We start from the raw sequence: 21,474 nt of genomic DNA on the forward strand, positions 1-21,474 counted from the left end.
GGCGCGGATCCGCGCCCCGTCCTTGCCGGCAACCCCGAGGGACCGTGCGGCCGATGGCAGTCACACACTTTCGCGCGCCGAGCATCATTCCGGGCTTCGGGCTGACGTTCGGCTTCACGCTCTTCTACCTGTCGATCATCGTCATCGTGCCGGTGATCGGCATCTATATCCACACGTTCCAGCTCGACTGGGCCGCCTTCGAGCGCATCGTCACCGGGGCGAGGTTCCAGGCGGCGCTGCGCCTCAGCTTCGGCACATCCGCCCTTGCGGCGCTGGTCAATGTGGTGATCGGGGTGCTCGTCGCCTGGGTGCTGACGCGCTACAGCTTTCCCGGGCGCCGCGTTCTCGATGCCATCGTCGACCTGCCGTTCGCGCTGCCGACGGCCGTCGCCGGCATTTCCCTCACGGCGATCTACGCACCGACCGGCCTGATCGGCCAACTGTTCGCCCCGCTCGGCATCCGCATCGCCTATACGCCCCTCGGCATCCTGATCGCGCTGATCTTCATCGGATTGCCTTTCGTGGTGCGCACGGTGCAGCCGGTCCTGCAGGATTTCGATCGCGAGGTCGAGGAGGCGTCGGCAACGCTCGGCGCCTCGCGGCTGACGACGATCGTCAGGGTGCTTCTTCCCAACCTCGTCCCGGCCATCCTGACCGGGTTCGCGCTGGCCTTCTCCCGGGCGGTCGGGGAATACGGCTCGGTGATCTTCATCGCCGGCAACCTGCCGCGTCAGACGGAGATCCTTCCCCTGCTGATCGTGTTCCGGCTCGAGGAGTACAACTACCCCGCCGCCGCCGCCATCGCCGCCGTGATGATGACGGCCTCGTTTGTCATTCTCCTGCTGATCAACCTGATCCAGGCATGGAGCAGACGGAGGTTCGGCCGTGTCTGACCCTGCCGCCCGCATCCCCGCCAAACATCCCCCCGCCAGGCGCCTTCCCGCCACGCGCTCCGCCGCGGCGCCGTCGCCGCGCATCTCGCCGACGACCGAGACGCGCGCCGTGCAATACGCGCTGATCGCCGTTGTCGTGGCCATCCTGTCGCTGTTCCTGCTGGTGCCGCTGGCGACCGTCTTCACCCAGGCCCTGCGGTTGGGCCTCGGCGACTATCTCGCGACCTTCCGCAATCCCGAAGCCCTGGCGGCGATCCGGCTGACGCTGCTGGTGGCGGCGATCGCGGTGCCGTGCAACCTGATCTTCGGCATCGCGGCGGCCTGGGCCATCGCCAAACACCGCTTTCCCGGCCGCACCCTGCTGGTGTCGCTGATCGACCTGCCGTTCTCCATCTCGCCGGTCGTCGCCGGCCTGGTCTATATCCTGCTGCTCGGCTCCAACTCCCTGATCGGCGGCTTTCTGCTGGAGAATTTCGGGATCCGCATCATCTTCGCGGTGCCGGGCATCGTGCTGGCGACGATCCTCGTCACCTTTCCCTTCATCGCCCGCGAGTTGATCCCCTTGATGGAGGATCAGGGGACGGGCGACGAGGAAGCGGCGCTGTCGCTGGGCGCCAATGGCTGGCAGACTTTCCTGTTCGTCACCCTGCCCAACGTCAAGTGGGCGCTGCTCTATGGCGTGCTGCTGTGCAATGCCCGCGCCATGGGAGAGTTCGGCGCCGTCGCAGTGCTGTCCGGCAAGCTGCGCGGCCAGACCGTGACGATGCCGCTGCAGGTCGAGCTGTTCTACAACGAGTATGCCTCGGTCGCCGCCTTTTCGCTGGCCTCGCTGCTCGCCGGGCTGGCGCTGGTCACGCTCATCGTCAAGTCATGGCTGGAATGGCGCTACGCCGACCAGATCGCCGCCACCGGCAGAGGGCATTGAGGAGACCGCAATGGAACTCAGCATCCGCAACATCCGCAAGGAGTTCGACCGTTTCCCCGCCCTGCACGGCGTCTCGCTCGACATCCGCTCGGGCGAGTTGATCGCCCTGCTCGGCCCGTCCGGGTCCGGCAAGACGACGCTTCTGCGCCTGATCGCCGGGCTCGAATTCCCCACCTCCGGCGCGATCTTCTTCGGCGAGGACGACGCCTCGCAGAAGACCGTGCAGGAGCGCAATGTCGGCTTCGTCTTCCAGCACTATGCGCTGTTCCGTCACATGACGGTGGCCGAGAACATCGGCTTCGGCCTCAAGGTGCGGCCGCGCCGCCTGCGCCCCTCGGCGGCGCAGATCCGCCGGCGGGCGAGCGAACTGCTCGAGCTTGTCCGGCTTCCGGGTCTGGAGAACCGCTATCCCAGCCAGTTGTCCGGCGGCCAGCGCCAGCGGGTGGCGCTGGCGAGGGCGCTCGCCATCGAACCGAAGGTGCTCTTGCTCGACGAGCCGTTCGGTGCTCTTGATGCGCAGGTGCGGCGCGATCTGCGGCGCTGGCTGCGCGAGATCCACGAGACCACGGGCCACACCACCGTCTTCGTCACACACGACCAGGAGGAGGCGCTGGAGCTTGCCGACCACGTCGTCGTCATGAGCCAGGGGGCCATCGAGCAAGTGGGATCGGCCGATGATGTCTATGACAGGCCCCTTACCCCTTTCGTCTACGGCTTCATCGGCGAATCGAGCCGTCTGCCGGTCAGGGTCGACACTGGCGGGGTCTGGATCGACGACCGGAGCCTCGGTCTTGCCGCCGGCGACGTTCCGGACGGTCCGGCGCACCTGTTCTTCCGGCCTCACGACGTCGAACTCGTGGAGGGCTGCGGCGGCTGCATCGCCGGAGTGGTGGTGTCCAGCCGCCGTGTCGAGGCGACGCGGCGGGTGGAACTGGCCGTTGGCGGGGATCGCCGGATCGTCGAAATCGAACTTCCCGCCGATCATCCCGCCGCCCTGCGCAGCCGGATCGCCTTCCGCCCGAGAAGCTGGAAACTCTTCGCCGACGCACAGGCCGGGCGGGAGGCATGCGCCGAGACGGTCTGAGGCGATGCCGGGTCTCGCCGGGCTCCGGCACCGCCGCGCGCCGCGCCCGGAAAAATCCCCGGCAAGGACTCCAGCAAGACCCCCGGCAAGCCCCCCGGCAAGGACGCCAGAAAGGATGCCGGCGTGATGGACGGCGGCCCCCTCCTCGCGCTCGAACAGCTCCTTCTCGTCGTCCTGTTGTGCGGCATGCTCGTCGTCTTCCTGGTCGACCGCTTCCGCATGGAGGTGGTGGCGCTGACCGGCCTCGCGCTCGGCGTCCTGTTCGGCCTTGTCGGGCCGGCCGACGCCTTTGCCGGCTTCGCCAACCCGGCCTTCATCACCGTCGTCGAGATCCTGCTGGTGGTGAAAGTGCTGTCGAGAAGCGGCCTTCTGGAGCGCCTGTCCGCCCGGATCGTCGCCTTGCGGCTCGGCCCGACCGGGCTGCTGGCGACCCTGTGCGCCCTTACCGCGGCCCTGTCGGTGGTGATGAACAATATCGGCGCGCTGGCCCTGATGATCCCGGTCGCCTTCGGTGTCTGCCGCGCCAGCGATCTCAATCCGAAATTCGTGCTGATGCCGATCGCCTTCGCCTCGCTGCTCGGCGGCGTGTGCTCGATCGTCGGCACGCCCGCCAATCTGATCGTCAGTCAGCAGCTCGCACTGGCCACCGGCACGGGCTTCTCGTTCTTTAGCTATGCCGTTGCCGGCCTGCCGGCGGCACTTGCCGGGATCGCCGTCCTGTGTCTCCTCGCCCCGCGCATCCTGCCCGTGACCGGCGGCGGCGCGGCGACGCCCGCCCCGCCCTCGCTGCCCTCCCGCAGCGTCGTCGCCGAAGGCGTGGTCCCGGCCGGTTCCCCGCTTGTCGGGGCCTCGCCGGCCGGTCTGCCGTTCGAGCTCCATGCCGTGACCCGCGCCGGAAAGCGGCAGTTCCTGCCGCGCGTCGCGGTGCTGGAGGCGGGCGACAGGCTGCTGATCGGGATCGACCACAGCCGACTGGCGCGTCTTCGCGCCGACGGCGCTCTCGACCTCGGCGCGGGCCCGCCGGACGGCATTTCGTTGCAGGCGGTGGTGATGCCCGAGAGCACCGTGGTCGGATCCCGCATCGCCACCATCGAGGCGCTGGCCGCCAGAGGCATCGTCACGCGGGCCGCGTCGCTGCAGTCGCCCCGGATCGAAGGCGGCTTCGCCGATCTTCAGCTCTCGATCGGCGACGTGCTCTATCTGGAAGGGGAGCCCGACCTGCTGCGCGAGGCGCTGGAGGAGACCGAGATGCTCGCCCTGGAGGCTGCCGAAAGCGTGCGGACCGACCCGCCCGACTGGCGACCGCTCTGCGTCTTCCTCGGCGGCGTGGCGCTTGCCGCCTTCGCCCCGGTCGCACCCCAGATCGCTTTCGGCCTCGTCGTCCTGGCGCTGGCGCTCGCCGGCTGGCTGAACCTGCGCGACGGGCTCGCCAACCTGCCCTGGCCGGTGCTGATCATGCTGGCCGCGATGATTCCGCTCGGCGAGGCGGTCGAGACCACCGGAACCGCCCGGCTGCTGGCGGACCTGCTGCTGTCGGCGCTGCCCTCGACGGACCTGCCTCTCATCGCCTCGGTGCTGCTGCTTGCGGTCCTCGTGACGCCGTTCGTCAACAACGCCTCGACCGCCATCGTGCTCGGCCCGATCGCGATCGGCATCGCCCAGGCGGCCGGCCTGCCGCCGGAGCCCTTCCTGCTGGCCCTCGCGCTCGGCGTCTCGATCGACTTCCTCACCCCGTTCGGCCACCACAGCAACATGATCGTCATGGGGCTCGGCGCCTATCGCTTCGCCGATTTCCTCCGGCTGGGACTGCCGGTGACCCTGGCCTCGGGCATGACGGGCCTTGCGGCCCTTGTGGGTCTGTGGCTGTGAGCGGGGCCACGCAGTCGCGCCGCGCGGCCCCTGTTTCGGCGACCTCGCGGTGCGCTATCTGGCGTTGTCGGCCAGCCACTGCGTCATGTCGGCGATTTCCCGGACCTGCGCCTCGATGATCTGCTCGGACAGGGCGCGGATCCACGGGTCCTTGCCGTGTTCGAGCTGGATCCGGGCCATGTCGATGGCGCCCTGATGATGGGCGATCATGGCGCAGGCGAAGGCGACATCCGGGTCGCCCTGCATCATGCCGTCCATCATCGCCGGCATGGTGACCGCCATCTTCTCCATGTTCTGGCGCTGGAACTCGGTCATGCCGGCCATGTCCATGCCCTCCATCCGCATCATGCCCGTCTCCCGACCGCCACCATGCATGCCGCCATGGCCCGCATGGCCCATGGCGCTGCCCGAAGTGCATTGTTCGGGGAGTTGGAACGCTGCCTCGTCCTGGGCGAGCGCCGGGGTGGACAGGGACGCCGCGAAGATTGCAGCGACCGCGAATTTCAATGTGTTCATCTCAAGGTCTCCTTGAATGATTGACTGGTCTCAGGGTCGATCAGACAGGGAGGATGCGCGGTGGCGGCACCAGGATTGCCGGGTCGATCCCGGCCGCGGCCGTTGGGCGGCCCGGCTCATGCGCCCGCAAGGAGGCCGTCCGCGGCATCTCGGGCAGGGCCAGCGCCAGGCCGGGATGGCACTGGGTCATGACGCAGCAGCCCATGTCGGGCGCGCAATCGGGCGGAGAGCCGGGAGCGGCGTCGGAGGCAGAGTTGGGGGCAGACTCGGGCGAGATGCGGTGGTGAGCATGCGCCCCATGGGAAGACCTGATGGCGGCGGCGTTGCTGGCGGGCGCCTCGGCAGCGGCGGCCTCGACGCTTGCCGGAGGGTGCGGGCCGGCCGGCCCGGAGCGCGGCGGGAGCTTGCCCATCGACGGCCAGGCAAGGGCGACCGCCAGAACCAGCGACAGGCTGAGCAGCACGTCCCGGATCCTGGCGAAGGTCATCTGGCGCGGCATTCGATCGGGCCTGCATTTCTGCCCGTCTCGACGAGCGGGCTCCAGGAGCAACGAGAGCCGCCCATTGTCGTCAGCAATGTGGCGCCGTTTTGTCCCCGCTCGGGGCGGCGTGCCGTCAACTCTCGTCAGAAGAATTGACAAAACTAGTATTATAGTTATGTTTCGCCCATGACACTGACCAGCCCCAACGCTCGAGCACTTGCCGCGCTTGGACACGATGCGCGCCTCTCGATCTTTCGCCTCTTGGTGAAAGCGGGGGAGGCAGGTCTGCGGGTCAGCGACATTGGCGACCATCTCGGGCTCGCCCCTTCAACACTGGCGCATCACTTGTCGGCGCTGGTCGATGCGGGGCTTGTCGTGCAGGACAAAAAGGGACGTGAGGTGTTCAATCGCGTCGATTACCCGGCGATGGAGCGCCTGCTGGCCTTTCTGACGTCGGAATGCTGTTGCGGGGTGATCATCCAGCCTACCGAGGATGCCGCCTGAAACGGCGGCGTTCAATTCTCTCCAAAACGGCACATCCGGATGTATGGCGGTTATTGCACAGCCCTTGCGGGCTTGGTCGACACGGCCGGATCGCGGCAGAGGCGGCAATGCCGCCTGGCCTTTCGCACCCCGGCGCCGTTCGGCAGGACACCGGCTGGCGTCAAGAAGGCATATCGCCGATGCGCGTGACTTTGCCCCGCAACGCTCCGCTTGTCGCCGCACTCGGGGTCACGCAGATCATCGGCTACGGATCGATCTATTACGCATTTCCGATCCTTGCCCCCGCCGTCGCACGAGAGTTTCAGGTGGGCGAGCCGTTGCTGTTCGGCCTTTTCTCGATCGGACTGCTTCTGGGCGGGTTTGCGGCCCCTGTGCTGGGCGGGTGGCTGGACCGGATCGGCGCGGCACAGGTCATGACAGCCGGGAGCATCAGCATGGCGCTGCTGCTGACGCTCCTGGCGTTCTCCCCGAACATCTACGTCTTTGGCGGTCTGACGATCCTGATCGAGATTCTCAGCTTTGCCGTCCTTTATGATGCAGCCTTTGCAATGCTGGCGCAGAAACGCCCGGACGACACGCGAAAGTCCATCACACGGCTGACCCTTATCGCCGGCTTTGCCTCGACGATCTACTGGCCGCTCAGCGGCTTTCTTGTCGATGCAATCGGCTGGCGCGGGGCGCATCTGTTCTTTGCGGCGACTCACATCCTCTGTGCCGCCCTGCACTTCTGGACGAGGGCGTTGCCCGTGGCAGTCGCCCCGACATCGCCGGTCGCCGCATCCCCGCAGCAGCCATCCGCGGCGCCGGTCATGGGCAAAGCCGTCGCCCGGCGCGCGTTTCAGCTACTGGCGATGGGGTTCGCGCTGACGGGCATGGCGATATCGGCCGTCACTGTGCATCTGGTCGAGATCCTGCGGTCCCTCACCCTCGGAGAGGCCGCCTATGTTGCGGCGATGGTGATGGGTCCCGCCCAGGTTGTCGTCCGCGTCGTGGATGCGACGGTCTGGCGGAACAGACATCCGCTGTTCGTCGCGATCCTGTCTGCCGGCGCGATCCTCGCCGCCGTCCTCTTGTTGCTTCTGCCTGGCCCTGCCTCGCTTATCGCCTTCGCCTTTGCCGCCATTCTTGGAGCTGGCGCGGGGCTGTCGAGCATCGTGCGCGGGGCGGTTCCCGTCGCTCTTTTCGGCGCATCGGGGCTGGGGCTTCGACTGGGGCGACTGGCGGCAATCCGGAGTGTGCTCGGGGCGGCCGCTCCGTTCCTGTTTGCCTGGGCCGCCGCCGCGTATTCCATGACCTGGGCGGTTTGCGCGGCTCTGGTCGTCTCTGTGCTGGGGCTGGGGGCGCTCCTTCTGCTGCACTGGGATCTCCAGCGGATCGGCGTGGTGCCGCCGCTCAGATCGAAGCCCGTCCGGCATGGAATGTCGGCATAGGGCACGAACTGAACCTGAGCGCCTCGCGGCCGCCGCCGTCCGGGCTCAGCCCGGCCCGGCCCCATGCACCGTCAGCGGCACCGGCGCCTCGGGCATCAGGGTGTCCAGCGTCACCTCGCCGAAACGCGCAAGGAACAGCGCCTCGGCCTGCACCATCGTCTCCGCCAGCGCGGCGTTGACGTTCTTCTGCACCAGGCAAGCGGGAGTGTCGCTGCGATTGCCGATCGCGAACAGCGTCGGGCGCCCGAGCGCCTCATAGACCGAGAGCAGGGTGATTTCGCTGAGCGGCCGTGCCAGTTGCCATCCGCCGCCATGGCCCTTTCCCGACGTGACGTGGCCTGCGTCCCGCAGGCCCGCCATCGTCCTGCGAAACACCGCCGGGTTCGTGCCCATGCTTCTGGCCAGCACATCGGAGGTCACTGGCCCGTGGAACTGGCCCATATGCAGCAGCACATGCAGCACGTCCGACAGCCGCGTGTCCTTGTTCATGTCTTCCTCCGCTCCAGTGCGCGCAGCAGGGCGCCCCTCGGGCCGCTCGCGAATTTCACGCAACAAATGTTGATACGTGAACTGCCGGCTGTTATGTATCTCCAACTGATACGTTCCAGAACACCCCATGTCCAGCGCAGACGCCCTTCCCCGACAACTGGATGGGTGGACGCCTGATCCAGCGAGATCCATCCCATGCATCGTGACGCTCTCATCATCGGCGGCAGCTTTGCCGGACTGTCCTCTGCCCTTTATCTGGCGCGCGCCCGCAGGAGCGTATGCGTCGTGGATGCGGGCGCGCCGCGCAACCGCTTCGCCGCCACCTCCCACGGCTTCTTCGCCCAGGACGGCAGCGATCCGCAGGCCATGCTGCAGACCATGCGCCGACAGGTCGCCGCCTATCCGACCGTCGGTTTCCTCACGGATACGGCGGTCGAAGCGCGCGGGGACGATGGCGTGTTCTCGGTCGCGCTGCGCAGCGGCGCGCTCGTCACCGGCAAGCGCCTGCTTCTGGCCTTCGGCATTTCCGACGAGATGCCGGAAACGCCGGGGCTGGCGGAGCGCTGGGGCACATCCGTCCTGCATTGCCCCTATTGTCACGGCTACGAGTTCAGCGGCCGGCCGCTCGGCGTGCTGAAGACCTCGCCGCTCTCGCATCATCAGGCGATGATGATCAGCGACTGGGGGCCGACCACGCTCTATCTGGACGGCGGCGACCTGGAGACGGAGCACCGCGACGCGCTTGCCCGGCGCGGCGTCCGGATCGAGCCTGCCGCCGTCGTCCGCCTGACCGGCGAAGGCCGGAACCTGTCGCATATCCATCTGGCCGACGGGCGGGCCTGTCCGCTCGAAGCGCTGTTCATCGCCCCGCGCAACCGCCTCAACAGCGCCGTGGCCGAACAGCTCGGCTGCGCGATCGAGGCCGGACCGCTCGGGCCGGCGATCAAGGTGGACGAGATGCGGATGACCAGCGCGGCCAACGTGTTCGCGGCCGGCGACATCACCCGCATGGCGCACAATGTCACCTTCGCCTGCGCCGATGGCGTCATGGCGGCCTTGGCGATGCACCGTTCTCTGGTCTTCGGGGCCGCGTCGTGAGCACCGCACCCGCACCGTTCAAGGATCCGGCGGCCGTGGCATCCTACACGCAGGACACCCCGGCCAAGGTGCCGGGACTGGCCGACCTGCACCGGATGACGACGGTTCTTCTCGGCGAGCGCGCCCAAAGCGCCGCCGACATCCTCGTGGTCGGTGCCGGCGGCGGGCTGGAGCTGCAGGCGATGGCTGAGGCGCGGCCCGGCTGGCGGTTCACCGGCGTCGATCCCTCCCCGGCGATGCTCGACATCGCGCGGCGCACGACCGCCGCCCATGCCGGCCGGATCGCGCTTCTGGAGGGCACCGTCGACGACGCGCCTATCGGTCCGTTCGGCGGCGCGACATGCCTGCTGGTGCTGCACTTCCTGGACAGGGCCGAGCGGCTGCACAGCTTGCGGGAAATCCGCCGCCGCCTGGCGCCGGGCGCCGCGCTCGTCACGGCGCATCACGCCTCGCCGGACGGCGAGGCGGAGCGCTGGCTGGCCCGCTCGGCCGCGTTCGCCGGGCGGGGCGGCCGCGATCCGGCGCAGGGCCTTGCCTCGGCGCGCGCCATGGCCCAACGCCTGCCGCTGCTCACCCCGGCCGAAGAGGAAGCGCTTTTGCGGGAGGCCGGCTTCTGCACACCGGCGCTGTTCTATGCCGCCTTCTCGTTTCGCGGCTGGGTCGCCTTCGCCGGCTGAGCATCGTCGCATGCCGTTGGCAAGAGGAGAGCTGCCGGGCGGCGAACAACACGCGGCACGTCACGCACGACCCCGCAGCGGTAGCGCCGACGCCGGACAAACGGGAGATCTGAGTATTTGGAAAATGGCGCACCGGGGAAGATTCGAACTCCCGACCCCCAGATTCGTAGTCTGGTGCTCTATCCAGCTGAGCTACCGGTGCTTTGGCCATCATGCCGTCATGCTCAAGGCGCAGGGCCAACGGGCACGAGGCGAGGCGGTCCGTCCGGGACATCGCCTCCGGACAGGGCGCTACCTCTACTCTGGTCCTTCTTGGATTGCAAGCGAGGGCGCGCGATTTTCTCGCACTTTTTCACCAAGGCCCGCAACCTGTTGATAAGCTGCCGAAACCGGAACAGAAACCGGCTCAGCCGCGCCGCTCGGCCGGGGCGGCACGGGTCCGCGGATCGGCCCCGCCCGCCCCCTGTTGCGCCCCCTGTTGCGCCCCCTCGCCTGTCCCGTCTCCGGCCCTCTCGCCCGCGCCTTCTCCTGTCCCCTCTTCCATTCCAGCGCCGGCCGCCGGCGCGGCGCGCGGCAGGCGGATCTCGAACACCGCGCCGGGCCCCATCCGCTCCAGCAGGCGGATCTCGCCGCCATGGGCGCCGACCAGCTCGGCGGCGATCGCCAGCCCAAGGCCGGAGCCGCCGCGCCCGGCCGCCGACTGGAACGGGCGGAACAGCTTGTCGCGCAGGGCCGGCGGCACGCCCGGCCCGGTGTCGCGCACCCGCACCATGAGGTCTGCCCCCCGCTGCTCCGCCTCGACGACGATCCGGCACACCAGCGTGTCCGAACCGCCCTGCCGCAGCGCCTGCACCGCGTTGCGGCACAGGTTCATCAGCACGCGGAACACCTGCTCGGGATCGGCCTCGATCTCGGTTCCCTCCGCCACCCGGTTCTCGAAGGCGATCGGCCCGTCGGCCGTGAGGCCGAGCACCTCGCCGACATCGCGCACCACCAGGTCGAGCCGCACCAGGCGGCGGCGCAGCGGCGCCTCGCGGGCGCTGCCATAGGCCAGCACCGAGCTGGTGTAGTCGACGGCGCGGTCGAGCGTGGCGATGATCTTCGGCGCCAGCCGCTGCACCGTCGGGTCGGCGACCTGCTCCAGGCGCTCGGAAAAGAGCTGCGCCGAGGCCAGCAGGTTGCGCAGGTCGTGGTTGATCTTCGACACGGCAAGGCCGAGGGTCGCCAGTTGCCGGCGCTGCTCCAGCGTCGCGCGCAGGGTCGTCTGCATCTGCGCGAAGCAGCGCTCGGCATCGCCCAGCTCGTCCTGCCGGCCCGAGGGAACGATGATCCGGCCGGGATCGTCGGGCGCGGCCTGAAACTCCAGCATCGAGCTGGTCAGCCGGCGGATCGGGCGCACCAGGAGCCAGCGCAGCGACAGGTAGACCAGCGTCGCGGTGATCGCCGAGATCACCAGCGACAGCGCCAGGATGCGCACCGAGAAGGCCAGCATCGCGTTGCGCAGCCGCGCCTCCGGCATGACGATGTCGACCCGCCCGCCGATGCCCATCTGGGTCGGCCCGATGACGCGCATCCGCCCCTCGCCCGAGGACAGCAGGATGGCGAAGCTCTCCATCACCGAGGTCATCGCATCGGCCTTGCCCATGTCGACCGTGCGGCCGATCTCGCCGGGCGTCTCGACCATGGCGATCAGGCGGCGGCGCTCGCCCTCGTCGAGCGCGACGGCCAGCGCCCCGGTGGCGCGCAGCAGCTCCGCCTGCACCGCCGGCGACACCGTGTCGGTCTCCACCAGCACGCTGGCGGCGACGCCGGCGATGGTCAGCTTGTCGGTGAGCCAGGTATTGCGGAAATTGGCGATCGACGGCACGAAGATCAGCACTTCGCTGATCATCACGAAGATCACGGTGAGGATCAGCAGCTTGCCGGACAGGCCGCTGCGGCGGCGCCCCGGCCGCGCGGCGGCAGCCTCTGTCGCAGCGTCCCTGCGGGACGTCTCGTCATGATGCGGCGCGCTCAATGGCCACCCTGTCGCTGCTGTGCCGCGCGGCCTGCCCGCCGAACGGTCCGGAACGCTCTGCCCCGTTTGCCGGCGCAGAGCCCGTTCCGCCTCCCGCCTCAGCCGAAACGGGCGAGGACGCGGACGGCGCGGCGAATCCACGGGTTGCGCGCGCTGTCAGCATAATAGGAAATCGCCGCGCGGCGAACCGCTTCCGCAAGGGAGGGATAAGGAGAGACGAAACCGGCAAGATCGCGCGCGGTGAGCTTGCGGGCGACGATGAGCGACAGCAGGTTGGTCATCTCGCCCGCGCCCGCCCCGACGACGCTGGCCCCGAGGATGCGCCCGCCGCGCCCGGCGACGAGCCGCACCAGCCCGTCGGCGCGCCGCTCCGCCCGCGCCCGGTCGTTGCCGGCAAAGGCCGCCTCCAGCACCCGCACCCGGTTGGCGCCGAAGCGGCTGCGCGCCTCGTCGGCGCTGAGGCCGACATGGCCGATCTCCGGGTCGGTGAAGGTGACGCGCGGGAGGATGTCGCGATCCTCCTTCGCCGGCAGGCGGAACAGCAGCGCCCGGATGACGATGCCGGCATGATAGCCGGCGACATGGGTGAATTGCGGTCCGCCGGCGACATCGCCGATGGCATAGACCCGCCGGTTGGAGCTGCGCAGATCCGCCCCCACGGTGATGCCGCGCCGGTCGAAGGCGATGCCCGCCTCCTCCAGCCCCAGCCCCTCGACATTGGCCTTGCGGCCGGCCGCCAGCAGCAGATGCGTGCCCTCGCTCTCGCGCACCGCCTCGCCGTCTCCCCCGCCTTCTGCGATGGTCAGGCGGATCGCGCCGGCCGCGCCGGAAACCGCGGTGACGGTGGCGCCTTCCACGATCTCCACCCCCTCGCCGCGCAGCCGCTCCAGCACGATGGCGGCGAGTTCGGGATCCTCGCGCGGCATGGCGCGCGCCGCCTCGATGACGGTGACCCGCGCGCCGAGCCGGCGATGCGCCTGCGCCAGTTCCAGGCCGATCGGCCCGCCGCCGATCACCAGCAGATGCTCCGGGCAGGTCCGCAGGGTGAAGATCGTCTCGTTGGTGTGATAGGGCACGCTGGCAAGGCCCGGGATCGGCGGCACCAGGGGCGAGGAGCCGGTGGCGACGACGAAGCGGCGGGCGCGGACCTGCGCGTCGCCGGCCAGCACCGTGCGGGGGTCCTGGAAGCGCGCCGGCGCGCGGATCACCGTGACGCCCAGCCCCTCGAAGCGCTCCTGCGAATCATGCGGGGCAATGCCGGCGATCACCTCGCGGATATGGTCGTTGACGGCGGCGAAGTCGACATCGACGCGCGGCACGCTGACGCCGAACCCCGCGCCGTGCCCGGCGTGGTAGGCGGCCTTGCCGGCGGCGATCAGCGCCTTGGACGGCACGCAGCCGTAGTTCAGGCAGTCGCCGCCCATCTCGCCCTGTTCGATCAGCACCGTATCGACGCCGAAGGCGGCCGCTGCCGCCGCGACGGAGAGGCCGCCGCTGCCGGCGCCGATGACGCAGATGTCGGGAGTGAGGATGCGGGACATGCGAAACCTCTTGTGAAACGCGGGCGCCGGCGGGACGTCGGCGGGAGGATCATCAGGCGGCGGGCGGCCTGCGGCCACGCCATTTCTTCAGGACGACGGGAATGAGCGCGACAAGACCCAGCGCGGCGAAGGCCAGCATCAGCTTCGGCGTCGCCAGCGCGGAAAGCTCGATGCGGCAGGTGCCGGCAGCCGCGCAGCCGGGCGAGGCCGCTTCCTGCGCCGCGATCATGCTGTCGAGACCGGCGCCGATAAAGGCATAGGCATAGGTGCCCGGCAGGATGCCGACGAAGGTCGCGAGCAGATAGGGCCGCAGCCGCATGCCGAAGACCGCCGGCGCGACATTGACCAGCCAGAACGGAAACACCGGGGCAAGGCGCAGGAACAGCAGATAGTGGAAGGCGTCCTCGCGAAAGCCCTCCGCCAGCCGCGACAGGAACGGCCCGGCCCGCGCCGCCAGCGCCTCGCCCAGCGACATGCGGGCGGCCAGGAAGATCAGCCCGGCGCCGAGCGTCGCGGCGAAGGCGACAAGGGTGCCGGCGAGCGCCCAGCCGAACAGGAAGCCGCCGAGCACGGTCAGCAGCGCGGCGCCGGGAAAGGACAGCGCCACCGCCGCCACATAGACGGCGGCGAAGCCGGCAACCGCCAGCCACAGGTTCTGCTCGACAAGGCCGGCAAGCTCCGCGCGGCGGCGGATCAGCTCGGACAGGTTCAGGTGCTGGTGCAGGCCGAAGGCATAACCGAGCGCCATCGCCGCCAGGATCGCCGCCAGCGGCAGGAAGCGGCGCAGGCCCGGACGGCGCGCCGCCTGCCCTGCCCTCGCCGTACTGTCGTCGCCCTGCATGGGGCCTCTCCCTTCGGCGGCGCGGGTCCCCGCCCCGACCCTGGGGCGGGCCTGCCGGGTTGACCGCATTTGACCACACTGGTCGTTCCGACCCTAGCGCCAAGCGGCGGGCACGAAAGCGGGAATCGTCCCTCTCACCGGGAAGTGAAACGCCGGCCGGCCCGCGTGAGCCCGGCGTGAGCGCGCCTTCCGGCCGGTCTCGCCCCCCGCCGCACCGCCCGGCGAAAGCGCGGCGAAAGTGGTGGATCGCACCCCGCCGCGACACCGCGCTTGTCGTTGACTTCGCGCGCCCCGGCCCGTATAAGCCCGGCAATCGGGTCGGCTGACTTATGCGGGCGCCCACGACATCCCTGTCTGACCGGTCTTGACGACCCGGGCCGGCGGGGATCGACCACCAGAAAATTCGACAACCAGGGCCGCGCGCCCCTCAGCGCGCGGAAAAGAAGACAATGAAGCGCACCTATCAGCCGAGCCGCCTCGTCCGCAAGCGCCGCCACGGCTTCCGCAGCCGGATGGCCACGAAGAACGGCCGCCAGGTTCTCGCCCGCCGCCGCGCCAAGGGCCGCAAGCGGCTGAGCGCTTAACGCGGGCCGGACGGGCGGGCGAAGGAGTCGTTTCGGTGATCCAGCCCCCGCCGAGCTCAACAGTGCCGACGCTGAAGAAGCGCGCCGAGTTCCTGGCCGTCGCAAAGGGCGGCCGGACCTCTCGGCGTGCTTTTGTCATGCAGGCCGCCGCCAGCGAGGCCGGCCCGCGCATCGGCTACACGGTCACCAAGAAGACCGGCAACGCGGTGGAGCGCAATCGCATCCGCCGGCGTTTCCGTGCCGCCTTGCGTGCCGCCGCAGGTCAGGCCCGCCAGCAGGTCGACTATGTTCTGGTCGGCCGGCGCGGAGCCTTGTGCGCCCCGTTCGACGAGCTGGTCCGGGAGATCGGGCAGTGCCTTGCCCGCACGCCGCTGTCGGGCGGCGACGTATCGCGGCCGCGCCACCGCAAGGGCGGCGGCGACCGTAACAGACAACGTCCAGCGAATAACGAAGGGTGAACGCCGACAATGGCCGACAACCGTAACACGATCCTGGCTATCGTCCTGTCGCTGATCGTCCTGCTCGGCTGGCAGTATTTCATTGCCCAGCCGCAGCTCGAGCGCCAGCGGGAGCTGGCGCAGCAGCAGCAGGCCACCCAGAGCGAACAGGTATCGGCCGACGGAACCCCGGCCCCGCAGGCGCCCGGCATCGTCCCGACGCCGGGACAGGACGGTGCCGGCGTTGGAGCCAGCGTTGGTGCCAGCGTTCCGGGCAGCACCGCCCCTGCGACCGCGGCGATGACCCGCGAACAGGCGGTGGCCGCCACCTCGCGCGTCGTCATCGACACGCCGCGCGTCGCCGGCTCGATCAATCTCGTCGGCGCGCGCATCGACGACATCCGCCTGAAGGACTACCGCGAGACGGTGAAGCCGAACAGCCCGACGATCGTGCTGTTCTCGCCCAAGGGCGCACCCGCACCCTATTACGCCGATTTCGGCGTCACCGCCGATCCGGGCGCCTCGATCCGCCTGCCCGACGCCACCACGGTGTGGCAGGCGCCGGAGGGGGCAAGGCTGACGCCGCAGACCCCGGTCACCCTCACCTTCGACAATGGCGAGGGGCTCGTCTTCGAGCGCGTCGTCTCGATCGACCCGGACTACATGTTCACGGTCGAGCAGCGGGTGCGCAACGAGAGCGGCGCGGCCGTGCAGGTCTATCCCTACGGCATGATCGTGCGCAACGGCACGCCGCATACGGAAGGCTTCTACATCCTGCATGAGGGTCTGATCGGCGTGTTCGGCGATGCCGGCCTGTCCGAGATCGACTATGACGACCTGCAGGACAGCGGCCGCATCCGTCCGGCCGCGGTCAACCAGGGCTGGCTCGGCATCACCGACAAGTATTGGGCGGCGGCGCTCGTCCCCACCGGCGAGGGCACCTTCCAGCCGCAGTTCTCCTACACGCGGGCGACGGACAACTTCCAGGCCGACTTCCTCGGCGAGGCGCTGCGCGTCGAGCCGGGCGCGACGGCGAGCGCCACAACCCGGCTGTTCGCCGGCGCCAAGGAGACTGCCAAGCTCGATGCCTACGAGGAGAACCTCGGGATCAAGCAGTTCGAGCTGCTGATCGACTGGGGCTGGTTCTACTTCCTCACCAAGCCGCTGTTCTACGTCATCGACTACCTGTTCAACCTGGTCGGCAATTTCGGCGTGGCGATCCTCCTGGTGACCGTCATCATCAAGCTGATCTTCTTCCCGCTTGCCAACAAGTCCTACGTCTCCATGAGCAAGATGAAGCTCGTGCAGCCGCAGATGGTCGAGATCCGCGACCGCTACAAGGACGACAAGCAGAAGCAGCAGCAGGCCTTGATGGAGCTGTACAAGAAGGAGAAGATCAACCCGCTCGCCGGCTGTCTGCCGGTGCTGGTGCAGATCCCGGTCTTCTTCGCGCTCTACAAGGTGCTGTTCGTCACCATCGAGATGCGGCACGCACCGTTCTTCGGCTGGATCCAGGACCTGTCGGCGCCCGATCCGACCTCGCTGTTCAACCTGTTCGGCCTGATCCCCTGGGACCCGCCGCAACTGCTGATGCTCGGCATCTGGCCGCTGATCATGGGCATCACCATGTTCGTCCAGATGAAGATGAACCCGGCCCCGCCGGACCCGACCCAGCAGATGATCTTCACCTGGATGCCGGTGCTGTTCACCTTCATGCTGGCCTCGTTCCCGGCCGGTCTGGTGATCTACTGGGCCTGGAACAACTCCCTGTCGATCGCCCAGCAATGGGTCATCATGAGCCGGCAGGGCGTCAAGGTGGAGCTCTGGGACAATCTGCGCGGCACCTTCGCCCGCAAGAAGGACGAGCCGGCCGACAAGCCGAAGGCGAAATAAGCGCCCGACGTCGGCAGACCTTGCGAAACTCACAGTGTGGCCCCGGAGCAACCCTCCGGGGCCATTTTCGTTGTTCCCGCCCGGCCGGGGGTTGCAAGGGCGGCGGGGGCTCCCCATTAAAGCGGCATCAGTTCGCAAAGAGAACCATTCGGGGAGAGGGCCGATGAACAGGATCGCCTGAAGATGGCGCGAGCGGTGGCTGCAAGGCGGCTGCCCCGCGCCCGGACAGTGACGGGACGCGGCACGGGCCCCCAGGCGGGCCGGCCGCGCGTTCCGGTTCAAGCGCTTCCTGAGTTCATCCCGGAGACATCCCATGCAGGGTCCCGACCCGCGCACGCGCCATCCCCTTCGCGGGGAACCGCATACCGTGTTCCTCAACACGGTGATCACCCGCCCGACCATCCAGGTCGGCGACTACACCTATTACCACGACGAGGATCACGCGGCGGAGTTCGAGACCCGCAACGTGCTCTATCATTTCGACTTCATCGGCGACCGGCTGGTGATCGGCCGCTTCTGCGCGCTGGCCACCGGCGTCCGCTTCATCATGAACGGCGCCAGCCATCCGATGCACGGCTTCTCCACCTATCCTTTCGCGATCTTCGGCGAAGGCTGGGACGAGGGCTTCGACATGGCCGAGCTCGGCCGCGGCCATCGCGGCGACACGCTGGTCGGCAACGACGTGTGGCTCGGCCGCGAGGCGGTGATCCTGCCCGGCGTGACGATCTGCGACGGAGCGGTGATCGGCGCCGGCGCCGTCGTCGCCTCCGACGTGCCGCCCTATGCGGTCGTCGTCGGCAATCCGGGGCGCATCGTCCGCCTGCGCTTTGCCGAGGAGGTGATCGAGCGGCTGCTCGCGCTTGCCTGGTGGGACTGGCCGGCGGAGAAGATCGCCCGAAATCTCGCTGCGATCCGCGGCGCGGACCTCGACAAGCTGGAGCAGGCCGTCTAGAGCATCCGCACGACGACAGACCCCAGAGAGCCGAGACGAACGCCGCCATGAGCCAGCCGGACGACCGCGCCGACGCAGACAGTCCCCACACGCCGGAGGACATCGAGGCCGGCCGCCTGCTGTTCCGCCGTCCCTGGGCCTTCGTCACCAGCGTCGCGCAGCTCGAGCAACTGCCGCCGGAAGGCGACATCGAGATCGCCTTCGCCGGCCGCTCCAATGTCGGCAAGTCCAGCCTGATCAACGCCATCACCGGCGTCAACGGGCTGGCGCGCACCTCCAACACCCCCGGCCGCACCCAGATGCTCAACTTCTTCACCGCGCCCGAAAGCGCGGTGACGCTGGTCGACATGCCCGGCTACGGCTATGCCGAGGCGCCGAAATCGCTGGTCGACGCCTGGACCAGCCTGGTCTTCACCTATCTGCAGGGGCGGGCAAGGCTGCGCCGCGTCTTCGTGCTGATCGACAGCCGCCACGGGCTGAAGGCGAACGACCTGGAGGTGATGACCCTGCTCGACCGGGCGGCGGTCAGCTACCAGGTGGTGCTGACCAAGATCGACAAGATCAAGCCCGGCCAGGCCCGGCGGGTCGAGGAGGAGACGGCGGAGAAGATCCGCAAGCGTCCGGCCGCGCATCCGCGGATCATCGTCACCTCCTCGGAAAAATCGGCCGGCCTTGCCGACATTCGCGCGGAAATCCATAAGCTTTCCACCATCTGAGGCCGGATGCCGCAGCCCGCACTTGCCGACCCGTCAAAAATGGGGATGCTTGACCGCCGATGCGGGGGCATCTTTCGGCGGGACGGCGCGCCCTCGGCTTTTAACGCTGCGTAAAGTCACATAGGCTATGCCTGCGGAATCGAGGGGACAACCGCATGCACGTCGAACGCGGGAATGCCACGGGCGAAGCGTCCGGCACAGAAGCAGGACGGCAGCAGGTCGATCACCTGCACAGGGAGATCGCCAGCCTGCATCTGGTGGGTCATTCGCTTGATCCCGCGCTGGACGAGATCGTCCGCCTCGCCGCCCGCATCGCCAACTGCGGCAAATCCTTCGTCACCTTCATCCACGACGCCGACCTGTTCGTGCTCGCCCGTGTCGGCAGCGACACGGTCCGCCTGCCGGCCTCCCAGACCGTCTGCGGCGTCGCCTATCGCGCCGGCGCGCCGCTGATCGTTCCGGACCTCACCGCCGATCCGCGTTTCCGCCACTTTCCCTATGTGGAGATCGAGGGCGGCAGCCGGTTCTATGCCGGCTTTCCGATCCACCTCGACACCGGCCTTCCCATCGGCACGCTCTGCGTCATCGACGACAAGGTCCGCCCGCACGGGCTTAGCGAAGACGAGTTCGCCAGCCTGCGCGACCTCACCGCGCTTACCGTGCGCATTCTCGAGGGGCGCCGGCGCGATGCCCGCTTCTCCAGCTATCTCGACATCACCTCCGACTGGATCTGGGAGCAGGACGCGGAGCTGCGCTTCACCTATCTGTCCTGCAGCGCCGAGGACAACGGGGTCGACCCCGCCGCCTTCGTCGGCAAGACCCGCTGGGAGGCCCCCACCGGCTCGGGCGAGAGCTCCGAGTTCTGGCAGCGGCACCGCGCGCTGCTGGAGGCGCGCCAGCCGTTTCGCGACCTGCGGTTCCGCTGGCTCTGCAACGGCAGAGAGCGCTTCAACCTGGTCAGCGGCTATCCGGTGTTCGCCCCGGGCGGGACCTTCCTCGGCTATCGCGGCACGGCGCGCGACATCACCGAGATGGAGCTGGTCAACCGCGAGCTTGCCCATCTTGCCCGCCACGATCCGCTGACCGGGCTCGCCAACCGGGCGACGTTCGAGACGCGGGTCGCCGACGCTTTCCGCCGCTGGCAGGAGACCGGCGAGGAGGCGACGCTGTTCCTGCTCGACCTCGACCATTTCAAGCTGGTCAACGACACGTTCGGCCATTCCAGCGGCGACCGGCTGCTGGTCGAGACGGCGCAGCGGATGCGCGCGCATGCGGGGCCGCAGGCGACCGTCGCCCGGCTCGGCGGCGACGAGTTCGCCATTCTCGAGCCCTCGCTCGCCCGCGACGGGGCGATCGCCGAATATGCCGCCGGCCTTGCCCAGACGATCGCCGTGCCGGGGCCGGACGACAGCGGCGAGAGCGCCGCCTGCGGCTGCAGCATGGGCATCGCCGTGTTGCCCGATCACGGCGGTTCCTACAGCCAGTTGATGGGCAATGCCGACCTTGCCCTCTATGCCGCCAAGACGCGGGGACGCGGCCGCTTCATGGTGTTCGACGCGGCGATGCGGCGCGAGGCGGACCGGCGCAACACGCTGGCGCGCGAGCTGGCCGACGCGGTCGACCGGCAGCAGTTCCAGCTCCTCTACCAGCCGGTGGTGCGCATCGGCGACGAAGCGGTGATTGGGGCCGAGGCCTTGATGCGCTGGAACCATCCGGTGCGCGGCATTCTGCCGCCCGCTGCCTTCATCGCCGTCCTCGACGGCAGCCGGCATGCGGCCGATATCGGCTACTGGGTGCTGGAGGAGGCCTGCCGCACCGCCCTGCCCTGGGTGCAGGCCGCAAGCCACGGCTTCCGTCTGTCGGTCAACCTGTTCTCCGGCCAGTTGCGCGACCCGCGCCTCGTCCACCGGGTCCGCTCGATCCTGGAGCGCACCGGCTTCGACGGGCGCAATCTCGACCTGGAGATCACCGAGAACATCCTGCTGACGCCGGGCAGCGACCTGGAGGCGGTGCTGCAGAACCTCAAGCTGCTCGGCATCTCGATCGCGCTCGACGACTTCGGCACCGGCTACGGCTCGCTCAACCACCTGCTGCAGTTCCCGATCGACCGGATCAAGATCGACCGCCAGTTCGTGCGCGGCCTCGGCGAGAAGGTCGACTACGATACGGTGACCCGCGCGGTGGTGAACCTTGCCGCCGATCTGGGGCTGAAGGTGACGGCCGAGGGCATCGAGACCGAGGAGCAGAAGGCGTTTCTCGCGCATCTCGGCTGCACCGACCTGCAGGGCTTCCATTTTTCCCGGCCGATCGCCGCCGAGCGGATCGGTGCGCTGCTCGGCGCGGCCGGATGGTCGGGGCTGCCCCAGCCGCGCGCGGCGGAGGCGGAGACCGCCGCCCAGCGCAACGCGGGCTTCGCCTGAGCGCCGGCTTTTCCCGTTTCCGCGCACAGGTCCCCGCCGGGCCGCAATTGAGCCCCTTTCCGAAAGCAGCTATAGACCGGGTGGCGCGCGGATCGCGCTCCGCCCTT

General features: G+C 68.9%; 20 protein-coding genes and 1 tRNA gene. 14 read left to right on the forward strand and 7 right to left on the reverse strand.

Annotated features, from left to right (window positions below; translation table 11 throughout):
* The first annotated feature begins 53 nt into the window (after positions 1-53).
* The 4 genes from cysT (at position 54) to P2PM1_RS07285 (ending at position 4,771) form a co-directional block, all read left to right on the forward strand.
* Positions 54-893, forward strand: a complete 840-nt coding sequence (gene cysT / locus P2PM1_RS07270; RefSeq protein ID WP_186387422.1) for a sulfate ABC transporter permease subunit CysT — start codon at positions 54-56, stop codon at positions 891-893.
* Positions 886-1,818 (forward strand): sulfate ABC transporter permease subunit CysW, encoded by a 933-nt coding sequence (gene cysW / locus P2PM1_RS07275; RefSeq protein WP_371636484.1) that lies wholly within the window; start codon positions 886-888, stop codon positions 1,816-1,818. Before cysT ends, cysW begins: the two co-directional genes overlap by 8 nt.
* A gap of 10 nt (positions 1,819-1,828) precedes the next feature.
* Complete coding sequence (locus P2PM1_RS07280; RefSeq protein ID WP_186398655.1) at positions 1,829-2,902, forward strand: sulfate/molybdate ABC transporter ATP-binding protein; 1,074 nt, start codon at positions 1,829-1,831, stop codon at positions 2,900-2,902.
* A 126-nt stretch (positions 2,903-3,028) separates the two neighbouring features.
* Positions 3,029-4,771, forward strand: coding sequence for an SLC13 family permease (locus P2PM1_RS07285; RefSeq protein ID WP_186398656.1), 1,743 nt, complete (start codon positions 3,029-3,031; stop codon positions 4,769-4,771).
* 54 nt (positions 4,772-4,825) lie between these two features.
* Here P2PM1_RS07285 and P2PM1_RS07290 read toward each other — a convergent pair whose 3' ends face one another.
* Both P2PM1_RS07290 and P2PM1_RS07295 read right to left on the reverse strand, forming a co-directional pair.
* Positions 4,826-5,287 (reverse strand): DUF305 domain-containing protein, encoded by a 462-nt coding sequence (locus tag P2PM1_RS07290; RefSeq protein WP_186398657.1) that lies wholly within the window; start codon positions 5,285-5,287, stop codon positions 4,826-4,828.
* 40 nt (positions 5,288-5,327) lie between these two features.
* Positions 5,328-5,774, reverse strand: a complete 447-nt coding sequence (locus tag P2PM1_RS07295; RefSeq protein WP_186398658.1) for a hypothetical protein — start codon at positions 5,772-5,774, stop codon at positions 5,328-5,330.
* Between the two features lie 180 nt (positions 5,775-5,954).
* Here P2PM1_RS07295 and P2PM1_RS07300 point away from each other — a divergent pair, with 180 nt between their 5' ends.
* Positions 5,955-6,272, forward strand: coding sequence for a helix-turn-helix transcriptional regulator (locus P2PM1_RS07300; RefSeq protein WP_186396124.1), 318 nt, complete (start codon positions 5,955-5,957; stop codon positions 6,270-6,272).
* 179 nt (positions 6,273-6,451) lie between these two features.
* Positions 6,452-7,702: an MFS transporter gene (locus P2PM1_RS07305; RefSeq protein ID WP_186398659.1), complete on the forward strand. Its 1,251-nt coding sequence runs from the start codon at positions 6,452-6,454 to the stop codon at positions 7,700-7,702.
* A 45-nt stretch (positions 7,703-7,747) separates the two neighbouring features.
* Here P2PM1_RS07305 and P2PM1_RS07310 read toward each other — a convergent pair whose 3' ends face one another.
* Entirely contained in the window at positions 7,748-8,191 is a 444-nt protein-coding gene (locus P2PM1_RS07310; RefSeq protein WP_186398660.1) for an Rrf2 family transcriptional regulator, read from the reverse strand.
* Between the two features lie 195 nt (positions 8,192-8,386).
* On the opposite strand from P2PM1_RS07310, the gene P2PM1_RS25385 reads away from it, so the two are divergent.
* Together P2PM1_RS25385 and P2PM1_RS25390 are read left to right on the forward strand one after the other, a co-directional pair.
* Positions 8,387-9,289: an NAD(P)/FAD-dependent oxidoreductase gene (locus tag P2PM1_RS25385; RefSeq protein ID WP_186398661.1), complete on the forward strand. Its 903-nt coding sequence runs from the start codon at positions 8,387-8,389 to the stop codon at positions 9,287-9,289.
* Positions 9,286-9,966: a class I SAM-dependent methyltransferase gene (locus tag P2PM1_RS25390; protein ID WP_244301439.1), complete on the forward strand. Its 681-nt coding sequence runs from the start codon at positions 9,286-9,288 to the stop codon at positions 9,964-9,966. The genes P2PM1_RS25385 and P2PM1_RS25390 overlap by 4 nt, the downstream gene beginning before the upstream one ends.
* A 125-nt stretch (positions 9,967-10,091) precedes the next feature.
* On the opposite strand, the gene P2PM1_RS07325 is transcribed toward P2PM1_RS25390, so the two are convergent.
* The 4 genes from P2PM1_RS07325 to P2PM1_RS07340 form a co-directional block, all read right to left on the reverse strand.
* Positions 10,092-10,168, reverse strand: a tRNA-Arg gene (locus tag P2PM1_RS07325).
* A 204-nt stretch (positions 10,169-10,372) separates the two neighbouring features.
* Entirely contained in the window at positions 10,373-11,983 is a 1,611-nt protein-coding gene (locus P2PM1_RS07330; RefSeq protein ID WP_208985209.1) for a HAMP domain-containing sensor histidine kinase, read from the reverse strand.
* 98 nt (positions 11,984-12,081) lie between these two features.
* Positions 12,082-13,524 (reverse strand): NAD(P)/FAD-dependent oxidoreductase, encoded by a 1,443-nt coding sequence (locus P2PM1_RS07335; protein WP_186398662.1) that lies wholly within the window; start codon positions 13,522-13,524, stop codon positions 12,082-12,084.
* 52 nt (positions 13,525-13,576) lie between these two features.
* Positions 13,577-14,365: a TVP38/TMEM64 family protein gene (locus P2PM1_RS07340; RefSeq protein WP_186387407.1), complete on the reverse strand. Its 789-nt coding sequence runs from the start codon at positions 14,363-14,365 to the stop codon at positions 13,577-13,579.
* 449 nt (positions 14,366-14,814) lie between these two features.
* Between P2PM1_RS07340 and rpmH the strand changes: the two genes are divergently transcribed.
* The 6 genes from rpmH to P2PM1_RS07370 all read left to right on the forward strand — a co-directional run bounded on the left by rpmH (position 14,815) and on the right by P2PM1_RS07370 (position 21,367).
* Positions 14,815-14,949, forward strand: coding sequence for a 50S ribosomal protein L34 (rpmH, locus tag P2PM1_RS07345; RefSeq protein ID WP_067220180.1), 135 nt, complete (start codon positions 14,815-14,817; stop codon positions 14,947-14,949).
* Positions 14,950-14,984: 35 nt separating this feature from the next.
* Positions 14,985-15,407, forward strand: a complete 423-nt coding sequence (gene rnpA / locus P2PM1_RS07350; RefSeq protein WP_208984761.1) for a ribonuclease P protein component — start codon at positions 14,985-14,987, stop codon at positions 15,405-15,407.
* A 9-nt stretch (positions 15,408-15,416) separates the two neighbouring features.
* A complete protein-coding gene (gene yidC / locus P2PM1_RS07355) occupies positions 15,417-17,279 on the forward strand; it encodes a membrane protein insertase YidC (protein WP_186398663.1) in 1,863 nt (620 codons plus the stop codon).
* A 313-nt stretch (positions 17,280-17,592) separates the two neighbouring features.
* Positions 17,593-18,231 carry a CatB-related O-acetyltransferase gene (locus P2PM1_RS07360; RefSeq protein WP_186398664.1) on the forward strand — a complete coding sequence of 213 codons (639 nt, stop codon included), beginning with the start codon at positions 17,593-17,595 and terminating at the stop codon, positions 18,229-18,231.
* Between the two features lie 47 nt (positions 18,232-18,278).
* Positions 18,279-18,947, forward strand: a complete 669-nt coding sequence (gene yihA, locus P2PM1_RS07365; protein WP_186387404.1) for a ribosome biogenesis GTP-binding protein YihA/YsxC — start codon at positions 18,279-18,281, stop codon at positions 18,945-18,947.
* 155 nt (positions 18,948-19,102) lie between these two features.
* Positions 19,103-21,367 (forward strand): bifunctional diguanylate cyclase/phosphodiesterase, encoded by a 2,265-nt coding sequence (locus P2PM1_RS07370; protein ID WP_186398665.1) that lies wholly within the window; start codon positions 19,103-19,105, stop codon positions 21,365-21,367.
* Positions 21,368-21,474: the final 107 nt, after the last annotated feature.

It is taken from the genome of Stappia sp. P2PMeth1, from assembly GCF_900185735.1.
GTDB lineage: Bacteria > Pseudomonadota > Alphaproteobacteria > Rhizobiales > Stappiaceae > Stappia.

Excerpts from the sequence above, each read along its gene's own strand:
- cysT (WP_186387422.1), top strand. The coding sequence starts at position 54 with ATGGCAGTCACACACTTTCGCGCGCCGAGCATCATTCCGGGCTTCGGG.
- P2PM1_RS07280 (WP_186398655.1), top strand. The coding sequence starts at position 1,829 with ATGGAACTCAGCATCCGCAACATCCGCAAGGAGTTCGACCGTTTCCCC.
- P2PM1_RS07285 (WP_186398656.1), top strand. The coding sequence starts at position 3,029 with ATGGACGGCGGCCCCCTCCTCGCGCTCGAACAGCTCCTTCTCGTCGTC.
- P2PM1_RS07290 (WP_186398657.1), bottom strand. The coding sequence starts at position 5,287 with ATGAACACATTGAAATTCGCGGTCGCTGCAATCTTCGCGGCGTCCCTG.
- P2PM1_RS07295 (WP_186398658.1), bottom strand. The coding sequence starts at position 5,774 with ATGACCTTCGCCAGGATCCGGGACGTGCTGCTCAGCCTGTCGCTGGTT.
- P2PM1_RS07300 (WP_186396124.1), top strand. The coding sequence starts at position 5,955 with ATGACACTGACCAGCCCCAACGCTCGAGCACTTGCCGCGCTTGGACAC.
- P2PM1_RS07305 (WP_186398659.1), top strand. The coding sequence starts at position 6,452 with ATGCGCGTGACTTTGCCCCGCAACGCTCCGCTTGTCGCCGCACTCGGG.
- P2PM1_RS07310 (WP_186398660.1), bottom strand. The coding sequence starts at position 8,191 with ATGAACAAGGACACGCGGCTGTCGGACGTGCTGCATGTGCTGCTGCAT.
- P2PM1_RS25385 (WP_186398661.1), top strand. The coding sequence starts at position 8,387 with ATGCATCGTGACGCTCTCATCATCGGCGGCAGCTTTGCCGGACTGTCC.
- P2PM1_RS07335 (WP_186398662.1), bottom strand. The coding sequence starts at position 13,524 with ATGTCCCGCATCCTCACTCCCGACATCTGCGTCATCGGCGCCGGCAGC.
- P2PM1_RS07340 (WP_186387407.1), bottom strand. The coding sequence starts at position 14,365 with ATGCAGGGCGACGACAGTACGGCGAGGGCAGGGCAGGCGGCGCGCCGT.
- rpmH (WP_067220180.1), top strand. The coding sequence starts at position 14,815 with ATGAAGCGCACCTATCAGCCGAGCCGCCTCGTCCGCAAGCGCCGCCAC.
- yidC (WP_186398663.1), top strand. The coding sequence starts at position 15,417 with ATGGCCGACAACCGTAACACGATCCTGGCTATCGTCCTGTCGCTGATC.
- P2PM1_RS07360 (WP_186398664.1), top strand. The coding sequence starts at position 17,593 with ATGCAGGGTCCCGACCCGCGCACGCGCCATCCCCTTCGCGGGGAACCG.
- yihA (WP_186387404.1), top strand. The coding sequence starts at position 18,279 with ATGAGCCAGCCGGACGACCGCGCCGACGCAGACAGTCCCCACACGCCG.
- P2PM1_RS07370 (WP_186398665.1), top strand. The coding sequence starts at position 19,103 with ATGCACGTCGAACGCGGGAATGCCACGGGCGAAGCGTCCGGCACAGAA.